This window comes from Kitasatospora sp. NPDC096147 (assembly GCF_044763225.1).
GTDB lineage: Bacteria > Actinomycetota > Actinomycetes > Streptomycetales > Streptomycetaceae > Kitasatospora.
In genome coordinates, this window is record NZ_JBIWFX010000001.1 from 286135 (window position 1) to 305134 (window position 19000).

General features: G+C 73.8%; 12 protein-coding genes. 9 read left to right on the plus strand and 3 right to left on the minus strand.

Translation table 11 applies throughout. The features are described from left to right. Positions 1-261: 261 nt before the first annotated feature. Both ACIRBX_RS01075 and ACIRBX_RS01080 read left to right on the plus strand, forming a co-directional pair. Complete coding sequence (locus tag ACIRBX_RS01075) at positions 262-771, plus strand: SgcJ/EcaC family oxidoreductase (RefSeq protein ID WP_402292970.1); 510 nt, start codon at positions 262-264, stop codon at positions 769-771. A 149-nt stretch (positions 772-920) separates the two neighbouring features. After that, positions 921-1067 carry a hypothetical protein gene (locus ACIRBX_RS01080; protein ID WP_402292971.1) on the plus strand — a complete coding sequence of 49 codons (147 nt, stop codon included), beginning with the start codon at positions 921-923 and terminating at the stop codon, positions 1065-1067. Between the two features lie 228 nt (positions 1068-1295). On the opposite strand, the gene ACIRBX_RS01085 is transcribed toward ACIRBX_RS01080, so the two are convergent. After that, positions 1296-2936: an AMP-binding protein gene (locus tag ACIRBX_RS01085; RefSeq protein WP_402292972.1), complete on the minus strand. Its 1641-nt coding sequence runs from the start codon at positions 2934-2936 to the stop codon at positions 1296-1298. Positions 2937-3348: 412 nt separating this feature from the next. Here ACIRBX_RS01085 and ACIRBX_RS01090 point away from each other — a divergent pair, with 412 nt between their 5' ends. The 7 genes from ACIRBX_RS01090 (at position 3349) to ACIRBX_RS01120 (ending at position 15686) form a co-directional block, all read left to right on the plus strand. Then, positions 3349-4686 (plus strand): hypothetical protein, encoded by a 1338-nt coding sequence (locus tag ACIRBX_RS01090; protein ID WP_402292973.1) that lies wholly within the window; start codon positions 3349-3351, stop codon positions 4684-4686. Further along, positions 4683-5267, plus strand: coding sequence for a hypothetical protein (locus ACIRBX_RS01095; protein WP_402292974.1), 585 nt, complete (start codon positions 4683-4685; stop codon positions 5265-5267). Before ACIRBX_RS01090 ends, ACIRBX_RS01095 begins: the two co-directional genes overlap by 4 nt. 201 nt (positions 5268-5468) lie before the next feature. Next, on the plus strand, positions 5469-8099 hold the full coding sequence (locus ACIRBX_RS01100; RefSeq protein WP_402292975.1) for a hypothetical protein: 2631 nt from the start codon (positions 5469-5471) through the stop codon (positions 8097-8099). A 5-nt stretch (positions 8100-8104) separates the two neighbouring features. Then, entirely contained in the window at positions 8105-11584 is a 3480-nt protein-coding gene (locus ACIRBX_RS01105) for a hypothetical protein (RefSeq protein ID WP_402292976.1), read from the plus strand. Beyond that, positions 11584-13476: a hypothetical protein gene (locus ACIRBX_RS01110; protein ID WP_402292977.1), complete on the plus strand. Its 1893-nt coding sequence runs from the start codon at positions 11584-11586 to the stop codon at positions 13474-13476. Before ACIRBX_RS01105 ends, ACIRBX_RS01110 begins: the two co-directional genes overlap by 1 nt. A gap of 88 nt (positions 13477-13564) precedes the next feature. Further along, positions 13565-14449: a hypothetical protein gene (locus tag ACIRBX_RS01115; RefSeq protein ID WP_402292978.1), complete on the plus strand. Its 885-nt coding sequence runs from the start codon at positions 13565-13567 to the stop codon at positions 14447-14449. 7 nt (positions 14450-14456) lie between these two features. Then, positions 14457-15686, plus strand: coding sequence for a protein phosphatase 2C domain-containing protein (locus tag ACIRBX_RS01120; protein ID WP_402292979.1), 1230 nt, complete (start codon positions 14457-14459; stop codon positions 15684-15686). Between the two features lie 78 nt (positions 15687-15764). Here ACIRBX_RS01120 and ACIRBX_RS01125 read toward each other — a convergent pair whose 3' ends face one another. Beyond that, positions 15765-17399, minus strand: a complete 1635-nt coding sequence (locus tag ACIRBX_RS01125) for an AMP-binding protein (RefSeq protein ID WP_402292981.1) — start codon at positions 17397-17399, stop codon at positions 15765-15767. 303 nt (positions 17400-17702) lie between these two features. Further along, complete coding sequence (locus tag ACIRBX_RS01130) at positions 17703-18935, minus strand: hypothetical protein (RefSeq protein WP_402292982.1); 1233 nt, start codon at positions 18933-18935, stop codon at positions 17703-17705. Between the last annotated feature and the right edge of the window lie 65 nt (positions 18936-19000).

Consider the following 19000-nt stretch of genomic DNA (forward strand, 5'->3'; position numbering starts at 1 on the left):
TGGCGGCCCCAAGGAAAACGCTCCTCGGGGACCGCCCGGCGGACCCTTGATGGCTGCCCGCGGTACACCTGGCGAACGCCTGCCAACGCGCCGAGTTGTCCTGCTCTGCAGAGCCGGTTGTCTGGCCATGTCCCACGGCCGTACGCAACCCTGTCCGCCCCTTTCCGCCCCCTTCCGCTCCCTCGCACCTCTCCTGTACCGGCGCTGCCCGGCCGATCGAGAGAGTGGGGGCACCGGCCACCGAGCAGAACCGGAGCACTGATGAACCGTCACCGCAGCACCCGATCCCGGGTCTTCGCGGCCACCACCGTCACCCTGGCCGCAGCGGTCACCGTCACCGCCGGGGTCGCCCGGGCCGGCGGCGACGACCGGCGGGGCAAGGCCGGGGTGCGCGAGATAGCCGCCCTGTTCGACCAGTGGAACGCCGCGCTGCGGACCGGCGATCCGGCCGCGGTCGCCGACCGCTACGCCGAGGACGCGGTGCTGCTGCCCACCGCCTCCCCGCGGATCCGCACCAACCGGGCCGAGATCACCGACTACTTCGTGCACTTCCTGCGGAAGAAGCCGCGCGGCGAGAAGGTCCGTTCGGTGGTCAACGTCCTGGACAGGGACTCCGCCATCGACGCGGGTGTCTACCGCTTCCACCTGACCGACCCGAAGACCGGCGTCACCGAACCGGTCGAGGCGCGTTACACGTACGAGTACGAGAAGCGCCACGGGAAGTGGTTGATCGTCAACCACCACTCCTCGGTCCTCCCCGCCGAGGGCTGAGCGGCCCACCGCACCGCCGGCGGACGCGCACGGTTTTCCTCCGGAGTGTCGCGGAACGCTGAACCGTTTCGCCACCCTCCGCACTCCCTAGGGTCTTGTGCGCCGGGAACCCCACCGGCATCGAGCACTCGTCCCCCCGAGGAGTCCCCGTGCGTCTTCGTCGCACCCTCCGGTCCACCGTCGCCCTGATCATGGCCTTCGGCGGTCTCGGCCTGGTCACCGCCACCCCCGCGACCGCGAGCCCGTGCGAGGGCGACCGGGCCGCCGTCCACACCCAGCACCGCCACTGCGGCTGACCGCACCTCTCCGGCAGCCGACCCCCAACGGCCGCTCCGGGTAACGATCCTGAGGGTGGTCCGGACCGCGAGGCCGCCGCCCGGGGCCTGGGCCAGCGTGGCGGCCCCACCGCCGTCGGCGCCCGGCTCCAGCCCGACCACCCGGTCGTCGGGGCCTGGGCGTCGGGGCCCGGGCGACCGGCTCGTCGTCCTCCGCCGGCAGGACACGCACACCCGCACCCTCATCGGTCAGGCGCGCCCGGCCTCCGCCACCCGGTGCAGGCCCAGCAGGTCGATCGCCCGTTCGCGCATCTCGACCTTGCGGACCTTGCCGGTGACGGTCATCGGGTACTCGTCCACCAGGTGCAGGTAGCGCGGGATCTTGTGGCGGTCGATCCGACCGGCGCAGAAGGCGTGCAGCCCGTCGTGGGTCAACTCCACGGCCCCGGGGCGGAGTCTGACCCAGGCCATCAGCTCCTCGCCGTACCGCTGGTCGGGGACGCCGATCACCTGGGCGTCCAGGATGTCGGGGTGGGTGTAGAGGAACTCCTCGATCTCGCGCGGGTAGAGGTTCTCCCCGCCCCGGATCACCATGTCCTTGATCCGCCCGGTGATGGTGAGGTAGCCCTGCTCGTCCATCACCGCAAGGTCGCCGGTGCGCATCCACCCCTCGGCGTCCACCGCCTCGGCGGTCCGCTCCGGGTCCGCCCAGTACCCGAGCATCACCGCGTATCCCTGCACCAGGAGTTCGCCAGGGGTGCCACAGGGGACAGTCTCTCCGGTCCGTGGGTCCACCACCTTCACCGTCAGGTGCGGGCCCGCCCGGCCCACCGTCGAGACCCGGCGCTCCAGCGAATCGTCCAACCTGGTCTGGGTAGAGACCGGCGAGGTCTCGGTCATCCCGTAGCAGATCGACACGTCCCGCATGCCCATCCGCTCCACCACCTCCTTCATCACCTCCACCGGGCACGGCGAGCCGCCCATGATGCCCGTCCGCAGACTCCCGAGGTCGTACTCCGCGAAACCCGGCTCGCTCAGCTCCGCGATGAACATCGTCGGCACCCCGTACAACGACGTGCAGCGCTCCGCCTCCACCGCCCGCAGCGTCGCGGCCGGATCGAACGCAGGCGCCGGGATCACCACGCACGCCCCGTGGGTCAACGCCGCGAGATTGCCGGCCACCATGCCGAAGCAGTGGTAGAACGGCACCGGCACGCAGATCCGCTCCTGCTCCGTGTACCCGCACAGCAGACCCGTGAGGCGGGCGTTGTTGAGGATGTTGTGGTGCGACAGGGTGGCTCCCTTGGGGTGCCCGGTGGTGCCGGAGGTGTACTGGATGTTGATCGCCTGGTCGGCGCGGAGCTCCGCCGCCACCGAGCGCAGCACCTCCGGGTCTCCGGCCGGGAGGTCCTCCCACTCCGGCGACCCGATCAGCAGCACGTCCACCAACTCCGGACACGACGGCCGCACCTCCGCCAACATCCCCGCGTAGTCCGAGGACCTGAACGACCGCGCCGCCACCACCGTCCGCACCCCAGACTGCCGCAGCACATACCCCACCTCATGCGACCGGTACCCCGGATTCACCGTCACCAGCACCGCACCCACCCGAGCCGTCGCAAACTGCACGAACACCCACTCCGGACAGTTCGGCGCCCACACCCCCACCCGATCACCCGCCACCACCCCCAGACCCACCAACCCCAGAGCCACCCGCTCCACCTCGACCGCCAACTCCCCGTACGTCCACCGCCGCCCACTCGGCACATCCACCAGAGCCTCCCGCCCCGGAGACTCCGACACCACCCGCTCGAACACCTCCCCGATCGTCAGATCCAACAACGGAACATCGGTCGGACCGACACTCACACTCGGCTGAGGCACCGTCATCACGGCAGGCTCCTGGGCTCGTTCATGACAGGAAATCCGATTCTAAGGACCGCCATCCGCCGGCTCCTGGCCGACATGCAGGAATTCTGACTTTGTCCATGACAGGCACTTCGCCCCCGAAAGCGAGCAGTGGACTGTACAACTTCCTCGGCAGGATGGTGAGTTCAAAATCGGACAACGAAGATTGGACAATCACTTCATCCGACGGGGTTCGAGATTTTATACTCCTGCCTGACGATCCGTCAGATGACGGATCGACCTTGTGGCCTGATCCGGCGCCTCTTCGCAACGGCCTCGGCATGCCACAGCCCGGTCGGGGAGGGGCGGGCCCAGGATGCCGAAGGCATCGAGACCATCAGCAATCGACGAACAACTCGCATCTGAACTACGCCAATTGGCGGATGAGAAACGATTGTCACCGCGCTGCGACCTGCTGCGCGAGCTGGCGACGGCCCTGGAGTCGGGCAAGGACCTGTCCCAGTGGTCGGGGGGAAGCCTGGTCGCCGTCTACGCCACACCCGGAGCTCTGCTCCCCCGGACCGACCGGCAGGCGGTGTGGGTCGGCTGGATCCGCTCCACCGCCTCCGTCCAGATGTTCCTGCCACTGATGGTGACCTGGAGCGGCCTGGGCTTCGCGGTCTGGGCCTACGGACAGCAGCGGAGCCGAACCACGGGGCAACTCAACGGCACGTTCCTGGAGTTGTGGCAGCAGGGATTCGGCGGACAGCTGCCGACCCTGCTGCGCTTCGACTTCTTCGTCGCCTACACCGTCGGCCTGCTGCTCGCCCTGGTCGGACTCACCCTCTGGAGGCAGCGGTGGGAGGAGCGCACCGAACGGGAGGACCAGGAGCTGCTGCGCCGGCTCGCCGACGTGCTGGCCAGGACGGAGGCCCGGGCGACCGCCCTCGCCCACACCGAGCCGGTCACCTTCGTCCAACAACTACAAGGAGCAGCAGCAGAGTTGAGGTCCCTCCTGGCACAGTCCTCGGACGCGCAGGGACGTGCGGTGGCACTGCTGCACCAGGCCACCGCCGCGACCGGCGAGCTGGCCCGGGCGGCGGACGGCCTGATGGGGGCGGTCACGACCGTCGAGGAGCGGGCCCGGCAGCTGACCGATGCCACCACGCGGGCGGCCGTCGCCGCCGAGGGCGTGCAGCGGGAGACGACCAGGCTGCGCGAGTCGATCCAGGAGGAGTCCGCCGGATTCACCCGGTCCGTCGCCGAGGCGGTCGCCTTGGCGACGGCGGGTCTGGAGGCCACGGCCGGGCGGATGGCGGACGGCACCCGGGAGGTCCTGGAGGCGTCCGCGCGGGCATCGGAGGAGCAACTTTCCCTCCAGAAGATCGAGTTGCAGAGCGCGGCCGAGCGGCACGCGGAGGAGCTGACTGCCCGTGCACAGGCGGCGGAGCAGGACGAGCAGGTCCGGCGCGCGGCCCTGACCAGCGCCGTGGCCGGGGTGGCGGCGGCGGCCGTCGCGCTCTCCCGGCAGGTGGAGGCGTTCCCTGCCGAGCTGGCGACGGCGGCCCAGGCCGGGGCCGAACACATCGGGAACGCCTACGAGCTGGCGGTGGTGGCGCTCTCCGCGTCGCTCCACGCCGAAGTACGGGACAGCAGCCTGACCTTGGCCGAGCGGGTGGACGAGCTGGACGCGCTGCTGACCCGGCACGCGGCCACGCTGGGGCAGGGCCGGGCGCCCGGCCCGGAGCAGCCCGACGGGCCGTCGCCGGAGGACGGACGGGAGCCGTGGTGAGCGGGCGCGGGGACGGGCGGCTGTCTCCGGGGCTGATGGCCGGATGGCTGTTCGCCGACGTGCTGTTGATGCTGGTGGTCGTGGTCCTCGGCGGTCAGCCGGTGACCAGTGCGGCGCCGGGCCCGACCGCGTCACCGTCCGGCGCCCCGTCCTCCGCGGCACCGTCCAGCGCCACCCCTACGCCCTCCCCCACTCCCTCTCCGGCACCGTCCCGCACCTCCGCTCGCGGCCTCGACCCGGACAGCAAGTCGGTCACGGTGACCGACGTGGACGTGGCCGGGGTGCTGAACGGCACCCCGCGCGCGCTGGCCCAGGTGCGCGAGGGCGTGCTCGGCCAGCTCGACCGGTACGCCGGACGGCGGGCCGCGATGGTCTTCGTCTGGGGGACGGCCGCGGACTGCGCGGGCTGCGCCGTGCAGGAGCAGCGCAGCAGCCGGCTGGCGAAGCAGGTCGCACCGGGCGTGCACGACTGGGCCCCCACGTTCTTCCCGGAACAGAACCCGCAGTTGATCCGCCCGTACTTCGACGGCGGCGGCACACCGAACTCGGTGCGCCTCGAACTCTTCTTCCTCACGGACTGACCCGACCCACGGACTCGCCCCGACCCACGGACCGACAGCACCCCACGGACCGGGAACACGCACGGACCGAGAGCACGCACGGACCCGCCGCCGCGTCACGGACCGGCGCCGGGTCCGCCCGAACCGACCCCGCACGACCCGTCCTCGCCACGGGTCGCACCCTCAGAGCGAGCCGTCCGCACCCGGCGGCAGGGAGGCACCGTGTCCCAGCAACTCTCACTCCCCGACCTCGCCCGACGCGCCCGGGCCGTCCTCGACCACCTGAACGCCCCGCCACCGGACGGGGCCACCGAGGAGGAGGAAGCCGCCCGCGAGCGGCTGCGCCGCGCTGCGGACACCCTGACCCGGCGGGTGGCGGCGCCGGTCGCGTTCGGCGTGGTCGGCCCGTTCAACGTGGGCAAGTCGCTGCTGCTCGGCACGATGCTGCGGTGGCCCGGCCTGCTGCCGGTGGAGGACCAGCCGACGACCGGCAACATCACGGTGCTGACGCTGCGTCAGGGGACGGCCGGGCAGGGCACCGGGCTGCTCGGCACGAACGCGACGGTCAGCTTCATGAGCCCCGAGCGGCTGGCCGCCTCGGTGCAGGAGATCGTCGTCTCGATGGTGGACCGGATCCACAAGGACCGGCCGGACCTCGGCGCGCAGGCCGCGCTGGCGGGATTCGACCCGGTGCTCGGCCCGAACGGCTGGTCGGCGTTCGACGCGTGGCACCGGCGGCTGTGGGAGCAGCCTCCGGCGGGCCAGTCGCTCAGCACGGTCGATCCGGTGCACCAGGGCGCGGCGCGCGAGCTCTGCCGGATCCGCGACGCCCACCGCGGCCAGCAGGGGCTGCTGGGCTCCTCGGTGTCGGTGGCGGTGGCCCGGGTGCGCGGGGCGATGGAGCTCGACCCGCCGACGGCGCCGACCGGGCAGCCGCCGCTGCCCCGGCAGCTGAACCTGCGGCTGGAGACGATCTCGGAGGACCTGGCGGCCCTGCACGCCTGTCTCCCGCTGGTGGAGCGGATCGAGCTGAGCATCGCGGTCGATCCACAACTCTGGGATCTGGAGCAGGAGTTCGGCGCACCCGTGGTCCAGCTGGTGGACTTCCCGGGGATCGGCGCGGCGGGCTCGTACGGCCGCGACCGGCACCTGAGCCGGGAGGCGCTGAAGGACATGCACTCCATCCTGGTGGTGCTCCCGACCGACAAGCTGCCGTCGAAGGACGCCCAGGACTTCTGGAACATGCTGACGGCCGATCAGCGCACCGGCCCGGCCCTGGAGACGGCGGCCCTGGTGGCGGCCGGCAAGTTCGACGGGATCGCCCGCCCGATCGTCAACGGTGTCCCGGACGGCCTGGCCGCCGGGCTGGACCGGGTGTGGTGCCTGCGCTCGCTGAACGCCTTCGCGCCGGAGTTCGTCGGTACGAAGGCCGCGACCGACCGCATCCACCTGGTGTCCCCGGCCCGGGCACTGCTGCGCGAGGGCCAGTCGCTCGACGGCGTCTCCCCCAGGACCCTGGCGGTCATCGAGCACGTCCGGATCAGCGAGGCCGCCGAGCGCGGGCTCGGCTGGGAGCGGTACGCGGACGACCTGGACCGGGCCGCGCCGGGCAACCCCTGGACCGTACGGCTCCGGGCCTACGAGGAGGACGGCGGCATCGGCGCGCTGCGCCGGGCGATCGCCGGACACGTCAAGCGCTACGGGGGCGCGCAGAAGCTGGAGCGCGCGCGGCGGGCCGGCGACGAGGTGCTCGCCGCCCTGAAGGACCTGCGCAAGCTCCGGCGCGCCCGGTCCCCGCTGCCGCAGGACGCCTACCTGGAGGCCGCCGAACGCTTCCAGGAACTGCGCGAACTGCTCGACACCGTGTCCTCCGACTTCGCGGCGATGCGGACGGGGGCGACCGCGGGCGGGTACCGGCTGGTCGGGCCGCCGCCGCCCCGGGCCGATGCGGTGGCCGCGCAGGTCCGCGCGGCGGTGGCCGACGGCGAGGGCTGGGCGGTGGTGCTCAACCGGGCCCGGCTGAGCACCGACCTGCTGGTGCCCCGCACCCCCGCACCCCGGCCGGCGGCGCCCGACGACTTCGTCGATCCGCTGGCTCCGAAGCCGTCGGAGGTCTCGGCGGCCGGTCATCCGGGGGACAGCACCGAGGCGGTCGAGCGGGACTTCCTCGCCGTGCTGAAGCGCTTCAGCACCGGTGGCCAGGAGCTCGTCCGGCTCTGGCTGGACGACTGGCTGGCGTACTGGGAGCCGGAGTTCGAGCCGCTGCGGGAGTGGATCGACTCCGACGCCGACTCGGCCGCCCTGCTGCCGTCCCTGTTCATCGCCCGCACCGGTGATCCCGGGGCGCTCGGCATGTTCTCCGACCGCCTGGGCCTGCGCGCTCTGGTCGAGGGTCTCAAGGCCCACACTCCCAGGCTCTTCGAGGGAGGAGTGCAGGAGGCCGGGGAGCGCTTCCCGCTCCAGCGCGCGCACGCCCAGCCGTGGCACTCCCGGGCGATCGTGCAGACCCTCACGGCCGACGAGCGCAACCGGCATCCGCTCGCCGTGCTCCAGATGCGGGCCGAGGTCGCCGATGCCGCCGCCGACCACACCACCCTCCGCCTGCACCAGGCGCTGCGGCGGGTCCAGGGCTTCCTGCAGCAACGCCTCGACCTGATCGCCACCGGCCTGTTGGAGCCGGGGGCGTTCGAACCGGGGCCGCCCCCGTCCGCCCGGGAGGAGCCCGACGGTGACCCGTCCGGACCCGGCCCGGACCCCTACCGGGGGCAGGACGGCGGCGCACCGGACGCGCCCGCGCCCACCGTCGACGACCTCTTCCGGTACTGGAACCCGACCGACCCGCAGGGGGCTTGAGCGCCATGAGCAACAGCGAGATCACCATCGTCTTCTCCGCTCCGGCCGAGGACGGTCCGGGCGACGCCCCCTACGGCACCGGGCCGGTCCGCCCGGCCGCACCGGCCCGGGTGGTGCCCACCGGCAGCGCGGCCTTCCGGCTGGTCCCCGACGCCAAGGGGTACCTGCTGCCGGACGTGGCCCTGGAGCAGACCGGTCCGGCCATGCACCTCCAGGCCACCCTGCCCGCCCAGGTGGAGGTGCTGGACCCGGACGGGATGCCCGTGCCGGCCCCGCTGGCCGCGGCACTCACCCGGCCCTGGTCCACCGCCGCGCCCGTCACGGCCACGGTGGACGGCCTGCTGCGGATCTCCCACGGCGACCGCGTACCGGTGGGCCTGCTGTTCCCGCCCGCCGAGGACCCGGTGCGGCTGACGCTCCGTTGGACGGTCGCCTACCGCCGGACCGGCACCCGGCCGGACGACGGGCTGGTCGCGAGCGCCTCGGCCTCGGTGGTGCTGGAGTTCTGGCCGCCGGGCCGGCCGCTGCCCAGCGAGCCCCGGGCGGTGCCGGAGTACCTGCCGCTGCGCGCGGCCGACACGGTGGCGGGCGACGGCTGGATCGCGGCGGTCGACTTCGGCAGTACCGCGAGCACCGTCACCCTGGTGCTCGACGTCAACCCCTCGGGCCTGGTCGACCCCGGTCAGCACCGGGTGCTGGCACGGGAGTTGCGCGGCCTCGCGGCCCCCGACGAGTCCGTACCGAAGGCCTGGCACGAGCAGCTGAAGCGGCTCCGCGAGCAGTACCTCGAACTCGGCGGGCTGGGCGGCGTCCGGGTCACCGGGGAGGCCCTGCTGACCCGCCTCGACGATCCGGCGGCCACCGCCCGCCTGCTGCTCTGGATCGAGCACCTGCGCGGCCAGAGCCGTGACCCCGAGCTGCGGGCCTGGTTGGCGGACCGCGTCCACCGGGCCGTCACCGCGGCCGTGGCGACCCCACCGCTGGCCTTCAACCAGCTGGGGCCGGTCGAGTTCACCCCGATCGAGGGCGGCAGCTCGACCATGGCACCGCCCAGCGAGCTGCGCGACTACCCTCCGGACGGCAACGACGTCCAGGTCTCACAGCACGGCGGGAAGGGCTACGCCCTAGCCCCCGAGGGGCAGGGCACCTGGCGCGGTCTCAAGCGCCGCCTGCTCAACCCGGCCGGGCCCACCGACCTGCCGGACGGGCCACCCACGGTCCACCTGACCCAGCACCTGCTGTACCTGCTGATCAAGCGGGCCGAGCAGCAGCGGCACGGGAGCGCGTCGGGGCGGGCCCCGCACCTGGGCAAGGTCCTGCTGACCTACCCCACCTCCGCGTTCCCCGAGGCCCGCGCCAAGCTGCGCACCCTGGTCCAGCGCGGTCTGGGCATCGCCGACGTCCAGCTGACCGTGGACGAGGGCCTGGCGGCCGGCCTGTACTTCCTGATGCGGGACCTGACGGCCAATCTGGACCTCGGCCTGGAGAAGCTGCGCGCGTCCTCCCGTCCGGTCGTCGGCGTGGCCGGCGGCTGGATGCGGACCATGCTGGTGGTCGACATCGGCGGCGGCACCACCGACATCGCCCTGCTGGAGTTCGTCCTCCGGGACCGGACCCACCCGCTGGAGCCGGCCGAGGCCTTCGTCTCCGGACGCAACTACGAGCTCGAGCCGCGCGTGCTCGGCACGATCGGCGACCGGCAGCTCGGCGGCGACCTGCTCACCCTGCACGTCTTCTACTGGCTCAAGGCGCGGCTCTTCGACGTGCTCCACCAGCACCTGATGGCGGTGGGCCTGACGCCCGGTCAGCTCGGCGCCGACTCCGACGGGCTGTCGGCGCTCGTCGCCCGCGAGGTCAGCGGCCACCCGTACACCATCGTCCGGCCCGAGGTCGGCCAGGTGCTGCGGCGGGCGGTGCCCACGCACGTCCGCGAGCGCGGGGTCGACCTGCCGCTCAAGGAGAACGCGCGGGCGGCGCGGCTGGAGGCGTTCGCCACCCTCTGGCGGGTGGCCGAGCGGGTGAAGCGGGCCCTGGGCGGGGACCCGGAGACCGAGATCCAGGAGGACGGGGACGACCTCCTCTTCCCCGACCCGGAGTTGAAGAGCCTGCTGGAACGGATCGACAAGCAGCTCACCGACCGGCCCGAGATCCGGCTCCCCAAGGAGGAGCTCCGTCTGCTGATCACGCCGCCGCTGCGGCAGGTGGCGAGCATGGCCGCCGGCCTGGTCGGCGACGCGTTCAAGCGCCGGACCGAAGAGGAGCCGATCCTCGACCAGGTGGTGCTGTGCGGGCGCAGCAGCGCGATGCCGCTGGTGCGGCAGACGCTGACCGAACGCCTCACCGAGACCCTGCCCGGGAACGACCGGACCCCCGGCTGGGACCCGAGCCGGCTGACCTCCGAGTCCGGCTTCCTCACCAAGCAGGCCACCTCGATCGGCGCGGCCTGGCTGAGCGACATGCAGGCCCGGGTGGGCGTGAACCTGGCCGGCGCCGGGCCGCTGCCCCGCTCCGAGCTGGCCTTCCTCCCGCGCGGGCTGCTCTCCTCGCTGCCCTGCGACTTCGTGGTGCGCGCCATGGCCGGCGGCAGCAACCAGCCGCTGTTCCACTCCGGCACCTACTACGAGCAGTTGGACGCCTCGGGCACCCTCGGCCTGGTCTCCGGCTGGCGCCGGGTGCTCCGCCAGGCCCAGATCATCCGGCCGCGCCACGGCACCAACGACCTCACCTGGGCCACCTCCGACATCCAGCAGCGGGCGGAGTGGGCCGGCTGCGACCTGCGCACCCCGGTCTGGGACTTCGACGGGCAGCCCGCCATGCAGATCCGGTTCGTCGTGGACGAGCGGCTGACCTTCGCCGTGGAGTTCTGCCACGGCGGGCGCGAGCACTACGCCCTGCCGGACCGGACCGGCCTGGAGCAGGGCACCTTCCTCAGGCTCATGGAGCACGACCTGCCGGGCATCCGGCTCGGCGAGCGCCCGGCCGACGGCACCGTCCGGATGGACGCGCCGGTCATCGCCTCCCCGCACGAGTGGGGCAGTGCCGGGTACGCCCCGACCGAGCTCTTCCCCGCCGGGGCGAACCACGGGGAGCAGACCCTGCTCTCGTACTTCGAGGAGCTCTTCCACATCGGGGACCAGCCGGACCCGCTGGTGGAGCCGACGCCCGGCCGGTTCACCACGATGGACCTCGGCCCCGGCGCCGTCCAGCACCTGTACGTCTACCTGGGCGACCCGCAGGGCGGCGAGCCCCGGCTGATCGACCGGCTGCGCATCCCGGCGGGCAATCCGGCGGCCGGGGTGGCCCGGCTGACGGTGTCCCTGGACGCGCGCGGGGTGCTGCGCCTGCACCGGGGCGTGCTGCCCTCACCCCGGGCGGCCAGTATCCGCGAGGCCGAACGGCAGCCCGGCTGGGTGCACCGGCTCCCGATGGAGCGGCGCGGGACGAGCGACATCGCGGGCTGGGACCCCGAGAGCGGAGAGCACTGATGAGCGGCGACCGGATCGGCGGCGGGACGGACGGATCCGACGGGGGAAGCGTCGGCGACCGGGCCGACGGTGTCCGGGGCACCGCGCACGACACGCTGGCCGAGGCGGAGGAGGTCCGCCGCGCGGGGCAGACCGTGCGGAGCGCGCTGGCCGACGCCGCCCGGCGGGTCGGCGGGGAGTCGGAGGACGCCCTGCACGCGTTCGCCCTGGATCTGACCCGGGCGGCGGCGGTCCTCCAGGAGGTGGCCCGTGCCTCCGCCGAGGTCCGTCACCTCGTCGCGACGGTCGGCGTCCGCCTGGACGCGGCACAGGACGAGCTGCACCGGGCCACCGGTCGGCTGGCCGGGCGCTTCGACGAGCTGGAGCGTGCCCGGGCGGAGCTGGTCGACGCGGAACGGAGCGAGGCATCGACCGCGGTGCTGCTGCTGACCACCCGTCAGAAGCATCAGGCGTGCCTGCGCCGGGCCGAGGAGCAGCGCACCCTGGCTGCCGAGCTGGATGCTGACGTCCTGCGGCTCCGGGCGGAGGCCGAGTCCCTCCGGGAGGGCTCCGCCCGGAGCCAGGCGGAGCGGGACCGGGCCCGGGCCGACCTGCGGGAGGCCGAGCGGCAGAAGGCCGAGGCGGACGGGGAACTCGCTTCCGCCCAGCGGGAGTTCGAGGAGCAGCGGAGCGCTGCCGAGGCGCTGCGCGGCCGGGCCGCGCAGCTGCACGGCCGGGCGGTCGAGGAGCACGACGCGGCCCGGCACGACGCCGAGGAGCTGGACCGGCAGACCGCGCAGCTGCGCGCGGACACGGCGGTGCGGCAGGACCAGGCCGCCACGACCCTGACCGGGCTGGACCGGGTGCGGCACGAGCGGGAGCAGGCGGACGCACGGCTGAGCCTGCTCCGGGCCGAGCTGGCCGCCGATCGCCGTCGCCTCCTCCAGGTCGAGCTGGCGCGGCAGGCCGAGGAGTCGTGGAGTGAGATCCAGGGGGACAGCGGCGCGTTCGGTGGTGACCCCAGCCCGAACGATCCGGACGCCGAAGGGCTCTGGGCACGGATCCACCTGGCTCTGCTGCGGCTGCCGGACGAGGAGCGCCTGGGGCTGTCCCGCCGGTTCGCCGAGACGGCGCACCGGTTCGGCGCTCAGCCGGGTGGGACCGGACCGGACGAGGGCGCGCGGCCCGGGGCGGCCGTCCCGGTGCTGGAGCGGGGCGGCCCGGCCTCGGAGCGCCCCTGGGTGTGGCTCGACCGGCCGCAGTGGCCGGATCTGGACGAGACGGCCCGGGAGCAGGTACGCGGCCTGCTGACCGAGGCCCACGGCCGGGCCGCCCCCGGCCGCGCTCTGCCCCCGGAGTTCTCCGGGACCCCGGACCCGGAGCACCTCGTGGTGGCGCAGGCGGTGCGGGTGCAGCAGGCCCTCGAACTGCTGGCGCTCGACCCCGGCCTGGGGCGGCTGCTCGACACCCCCGCCCACGACTGGCAGCCGTGGACCACCGAGGGTCTGCGCAGCCGGGCCGTCAACCTGCTCGCCGAGCTGGCCGTGTGCGTCTCCCGCACGCGGCCCGGCCCGGAGGACCGCCCGGTGGTGCAGCAACTCGTCGAACTGGACGAGCTGCTGGCGATCCATCACCGGGCCCCGGCACTGCCGGGCAGCTGGTGGTGGCGGTGGCGGCGGGCCGACCTGGCGAGCCTGCGGGCCCGGGCGCAGCGGGCGGGCCTGCGGGTGTGGACCGAGGACGACGAGTTCACCGAGCTCCTGGTGCTCAAGCTCTCCGAACCTCGCCTGGAGCGGGTGCTGCGGCGGCCGAGCCCGGTGCTGCAGTGGATCGCAGCGGTGCCGGTGGTGGACGAGGTCACCCGGAAGCCGGTCTGCCGGGGCCTGGTGGTGTGCGGGGAAGTCCATGGCTGACGGGCGGTCAGAAGCCGGATCACGGCTGCCCGTCGTCCGCCCGGGGCGGCCGTCCGGCCCGTCGGCGGGTGCGGCACGGGCGGCACGGGTGCTGTCCGCGCTGCCGGTGGCACGGGCGCACGGTCTGACCACCACCCTGGCCGCCGACCTGTCGGCGCTCGCGGCCGGGCGGACGCCACCGCTGCGCCTCGCCGTGCTCGGCCGCGCGCCGCTCGCGGACGGGCTCCGCGAGCGGTGCCGGCCGCTGCTGCGCCGGGAGGCGGTGGACACCGACGCCTCCCCCCGGGAGGCGCACCTGCTCTGGTACGCGGTGCCGGACGCCCGCTCCCCCGGCACCGCGCATCCGTCACCGGCACCGCCCGGGGCGCGGCTGACCCGTCTGCTGACGGGCCCGGCCGCCCCGCGCGCGACGGTGGTGGTCCTCGCCTCGGACGACTGGGGCGGTCTGGGCGTCACCTCGGTGGAGGAGTGGCACCGGGAACGCTTCGCGGCCTGGCCCGCCCCCTGGCCGTCGCTGCCGGTCCGGGCCGTGCTGCCGGTCTCCGGCCGGCGAGCGGGGACGGTGGACGGGACGGCCGCCCTGGTGGCACAGCTGCGGAGCCCTCCGGGCGAAGCCCCGGCCGACCGTCGGACTGCCGACCACCGGGCGTCCCTGATCGCCGAGTTGACGACCCTTCGACTGGTGACGGCGCTGCGGGCCTTCCTGCTGGCCGAGTCGCCGTCGCCCTGGCCGCACCCGCCGCCGCACTCGGCAGCGCGGTCGGCACCGCAGTCGGCACCGCAGCCCGACGGCGGCGTGGCCGCGCCGCCGTCGGATCCGGAGGCGCTGTGGCGGCGGTGCCACGTGGCGACCGCACTGCCGGCGGCCCGGCGGCTGTACCGGACGTACCGGACCCCCGGCCACGGCTCCGGTACGGCGCTGCCGGCCACCGGCGAAGCAGGACCCGAGAGAGACGATCGACGAGGAGTGTGAGCGAAGGATGAACGTTGTGTCCGGCATCGTGATCGCCGTGCTTGCGGCAGGGATCATCGGGTGCCTCATTCTGCTGTACCGCCTGCGAGAGACCCTCGGGAAGCAGTCGGCCGCGCTCGCCGAGCTGAACCACCTGCCTGCCAGGGTCGACGTCCTGACCAAGCAGCTGGCCGCGGCCCAGCACCACGTGGCCGTGGTCACCGCCGAACGGGACCAGCTCGGCGGCCAGTTGCGCCTCGCCGAGGACCGGATCCGCCACGGTCTCGGCGAGCTGGACAGGCTCCGCGCCGCCCTCGCCTTCCACACGGACGCCGTGCCGGAGGAGCTGCAGTCCGGCTCGCCCGCCGTACCCCGGGAGCTGCCGCTGGGCCAGGACGCCGCAGCCGACGGCGTCGTGGACGGCGCCGATCTCGGACCCCTGGTGGTGCGGGCGGCCTCGGTACGCGGCACCCGTCGCCGGGAGGACCGCGAGCACCGGCGCGACGCCGTACGGCTGCAGATGGTCGACGGCTTCGGCACACCGGTCCTGCTCAGCATCGTGGCGCCCGGAGCGCCCCAGGGGCTGCTGTCGCAGAGCGGTGCGACGGCGGCCTGCCGGGCGCTGGCCACCCGGCTGGCCACCGGCGCGTTCGCGAGCGGCGTGGACGTCTTCGACCAAGGCCAGGACAAGGAGACCGCGGCGCTGCTGCGGGCGGCGCTCGCCGGCGTGGCCGAGTCGGTGCGGCTGGTCGCCCGGAGCACGGCGGCCGAGGTGGCCGGCAGCGACCCGGAGCAGAACGCGGCGACCTCCCTCTACGCGGTGATCACCCAGCTCGGTGACCGGGACCGGCGGCAGCACGTGGTCTTCGGCACCGGCGACGCGGTGCTGCTCCAGCTGGCGCCTCCGCAGCCGGACGGGTCGGGCCCGGTCTGGCGGCGTGCTTTCGAGCCGTCGGTCGCCGCCCGGAGGGCCCTGCTGCCGCCGGCCGGCAACGCACCCGTCGAGCTGCACTGGGGCCGGTTCTCCACCGTGACCGGCGACATCCTCGCGCTGGCCTCCCGGCCCATGGCGGAGCTGCTCGTCAAGGACCCCTCGGGCGCCTGGTTCGCCCGCCGCTGGTCGGGCCGCCGACCCTATCTGACCACCTTCCTCTCCGACACGAACGCCGCGATCCGCTCCACCGGTGGCGACCGCACCCTGGTCTGCCTCTGGGACCACGGCAGCACGGCCTACGCCCAGTCCCTCCCCGAGGGCTGAGCCCCGGCCGGGCCGGGCCCCCGACGGGGCCCGGCCGCCCGCCCGGCGCGTCGGCCGCGCACCGGGCGGGCGGGCGGGTCAGGCGTGCACGGTGCCGGCCGCCTGGTGCAGGCCCAGCAGGTCGATCGCCCGTTCGCGCATCTCGACCTTGCGGACCTTGCCGGTGACGGTCATCGGGTACTCGTCCACCAGGTGCAGGTAGCGCGGGATCTTGTGGCGGTCGATCCGGCCGGCGCAGAACGCACGGAGGGCCTCCTCGGTCAACTCCACGGCCCCGGGGCGGAGTCTGACCCAGGCCATCAGCTCCTCGCCGTACCGCTGGTCGGGGACGCCGATCACCTGGGCGTCCAGGATGTCGGGGTGGGTGTAGAGGAACTCCTCGATCTCGCGCGGGTAGAGGTTCTCGCCGCCCCGGATGACCATGTCCTTGATCCGCCCGGTGATGTTGAGGTAGCCCTGCTCGTCCATCACCGCCAGATCCCCGGTGCGCATCCAGCCCTCGGCGTCCACCGCCTCGGCGGTCCGCTCCGGGTCCGCCCAGTACCCGAGCATCACCGAGTAGCCCCGGGTGAGCAGTTCGCCGTGGGTCCCGCGCGGGACGGTCTCCCCGGTGTCCGGGTCCACCACCTTCACCGTCAGGTGCGGTCCGACCCGACCCACCGTCGAGACCCGGCGCTCCAGCGAGTCGTCGAGGCGGGTCTGGGTGGAGACCGGCGAGGTCTCGGTCATCCCGTAGCAGATCGACACATCCCGCATGCCCATCCGCTCCACCACCTCCTTCATCACCTCCACCGGACAGGGTGAACCGGCCATGATGCCCGTCCGCAGACTCCCGAGGTCGTACTCATCGAACCCCGGCTCGCTCAGCTCCGCGATGAACATCGTCGGCACCCCGTACAACGACGTGCAACGCTCCGCCTCCACCGCCCGCAGCGTCGCGGCCGGATCGAACGCAGGCGCCGGGATCACCACGCACGCCCCGTGGGTCAACGCCGCCAGGTTGCCCATCACCATGCCGAAGCAGTGGTAGAACGGCACCGGCACGCAGATCCGCTCCTGCTCCGTGTACCCGCAGAGCTCGCCGACGAAGTGACCGTTGTTCAGGATGTTCCGGTGGGAGAGCGTCGCGCCCTTCGGGAAGCCGGTGGTACCGGAGGTGTACTGGATGTTGATCGGCTGATCAGGGGTCAGCCCCGCCCCCAGGGCCGCCACGTCTCCGGCCGGGAGGTCCTCCCACTCCGGCGACCCGATCAGCAGCACGTCCACCAACTCCGGACACGACGGCCGCACCTCCGCCAACATCCCCGCGTAGTCCGACGACTTGAACGACCGCGCCGCCACCACCGTCCGCACCCCAGACTGCCGGAGCACGTACCCCACCTCATGCGACCGGTACCCCGGATTCACCGTCACCAGCACCGCACCCACCCGAGCCGTCGCAAACTGCACGAACACCCACTCCGGACAGTTCGGCGCCCACACCCCCACCCGGTCCCCCGCCACCACCCCCAGACCCACCAACCCCAGAGCCACCCGCTCCACCTCGACCGCCAACTCCCCGTACGTCCACCGCCGCCCACTCGGCACATCCACCAGAGCCTCCCGCCCCGGAGACTCCCGCACCACCCGCTCGAACACCTCCCCGATCGTCAGATCCAACAACGGGACGTCGGTCGGACCGACACTCACACTCGGCTGAGGTACCGTCAGCATGCGAAGCTCCTGGGCTCGTCGGGCAGTGCGGCCCCGAATTCTACGGCCGCTCCGGCCGATCGGACCGTCCCCGGCGGGCCGGCCCGACCACCCGGGAGGACACCATGCACCGTGGGACCGGTGACGACGGGGCGGTGCCGATCCCGCGCCCCGAGGTGACCGGATGGTCCGGAGCCACCTGGACCGACCGCACTCCGTGGCGGGTGCGGCTCGGCTGGCGGCTCCGGAGCATCCTCCGCAGACCGGTGAAGGGGCCGCCGGACAGCCGGCGCGGCTGACCGGCGGCCGGGGCACCGGCCGGCGTCAGCGCTTCCAGACCGTCGCGCGCCAGGTGTTCGGAGCGCCCGTGGCGTCCGTGCCGACGGCGAAGCCGGCGATCAGACCGGCGTCGTTGACCGAGAAGGCCGCGCCGTACGGACCGAGCGGCCCGGCCGGCAGGGGGACGACCGTGCCGTCGGGCTTCCAGAGCAGCGCCTTGTCGAGGGCAGGGTTGCCGGCCGGGGGCCAGGCGTAACCGACGGCCGTGCCACGGTTGTTGACGCCCAGCACCTCGCCGGCCGCCTCGGCCGGATTGGCAAGCGTGGTCCGGGTGCCGTTCGCGTTCCAGCGTGTCGGCGCGCCGTTGGGGTCGCCCTCCAGCGAGGCCCCGACGGCGGTGGCCGCCCGGTTGACGTCGTAGACCCGGCCGCGTCCCGCGTCGCGGACGGTGCCGTCGGCCGCCCAGACCAGCACGTGGTCGTACTCGGTGCTCCCGGCGGAGCGCCCCAGACCGAGGATCACCCCGTTGTCGGTGATCTCACTGGTGCGGGCCCCGACGATCCCCGCCGGGAGCGGCAGTGTGCTGACCGCACCTGCCGCGTTCCAGCGCACCGGCCGGGCGGGGCTGCCGGCGGCGTCCCGCTCGGCCCAACCGACCGCCGTACCGGCGTTGTTGACCGAGGTCACGGTGCCGCTGCCGTCACCGGGCGGCAGCGGCAGCTGGATCCGCCGGCCGTCCGGCTGCCAGCGCTGCGGGCGGGGACGGGAGTCCGCCCCGTACACGTCGCCGACCACGACCCCGTGGTCGTTCACGTCCGCCGCGTGGCCGCCCGGGGAGCCACCCGGCAGCGCCAGCCGGGAGGGGAGGGTGCCACCCGGGGCCCACCGGACCGGGTGGAGGCTCGACGCGCTGTCGTAGGAGTGGCCGACCACCCAACCCGCGTCGCTCAGCGCGGTCGTGGTGCTGAACCGCTCACCGGCCAGCGGTGCCAGCCGGGCGTAGCCGGGCAGGCCGGGACGGCCGGGGTGCCCCACGTCCCACCGGATCGCCAGCGGTCCGGTGGAGCCGTCCTGGTAGTACTCGCCGACGATCGTGCCGTTGCCGTTCAGCCCCTTGGTGAAGCTGTGCAGCGCACCGGCCGGGATCGGGAGCAGCCGCGAGGTGAGCGGAAGTTCGGTCGGGGCGGCGGCTGCCAGGGGCACCGGGCCCAGCAGGAGCAGGGCGGTGGCCGCCGCGGTGGCGAGGGCGGCAGGACGGGGAACGCGCAACCGGGTCATCCGGGGTCTCCTGTCTCGGTGAGGACGCGGACGACGTGGGTGTCGTCGGTCCGAAGCCGGGAGGG

Coding starts and splice junctions, on each gene's coding strand:
- ACIRBX_RS01130 (WP_402292982.1), bottom strand. CDS start 18,935: ATGACCCGGTTGCGCGTTCCCCGTCCTGCCGCCCTCGCCACCGCGGCG.
- ACIRBX_RS01110 (WP_402292977.1), top strand. CDS start 11,584: ATGAGCGGCGACCGGATCGGCGGCGGGACGGACGGATCCGACGGGGGA.
- ACIRBX_RS01125 (WP_402292981.1), bottom strand. CDS start 17,399: ATGCTGACGGTACCTCAGCCGAGTGTGAGTGTCGGTCCGACCGACGTC.
- ACIRBX_RS01075 (WP_402292970.1), top strand. CDS start 262: ATGAACCGTCACCGCAGCACCCGATCCCGGGTCTTCGCGGCCACCACC.
- ACIRBX_RS01105 (WP_402292976.1), top strand. CDS start 8,105: ATGAGCAACAGCGAGATCACCATCGTCTTCTCCGCTCCGGCCGAGGAC.
- ACIRBX_RS01085 (WP_402292972.1), bottom strand. CDS start 2,936: ATGACGGTGCCTCAGCCGAGTGTGAGTGTCGGTCCGACCGATGTTCCG.
- ACIRBX_RS01120 (WP_402292979.1), top strand. CDS start 14,457: ATGAACGTTGTGTCCGGCATCGTGATCGCCGTGCTTGCGGCAGGGATC.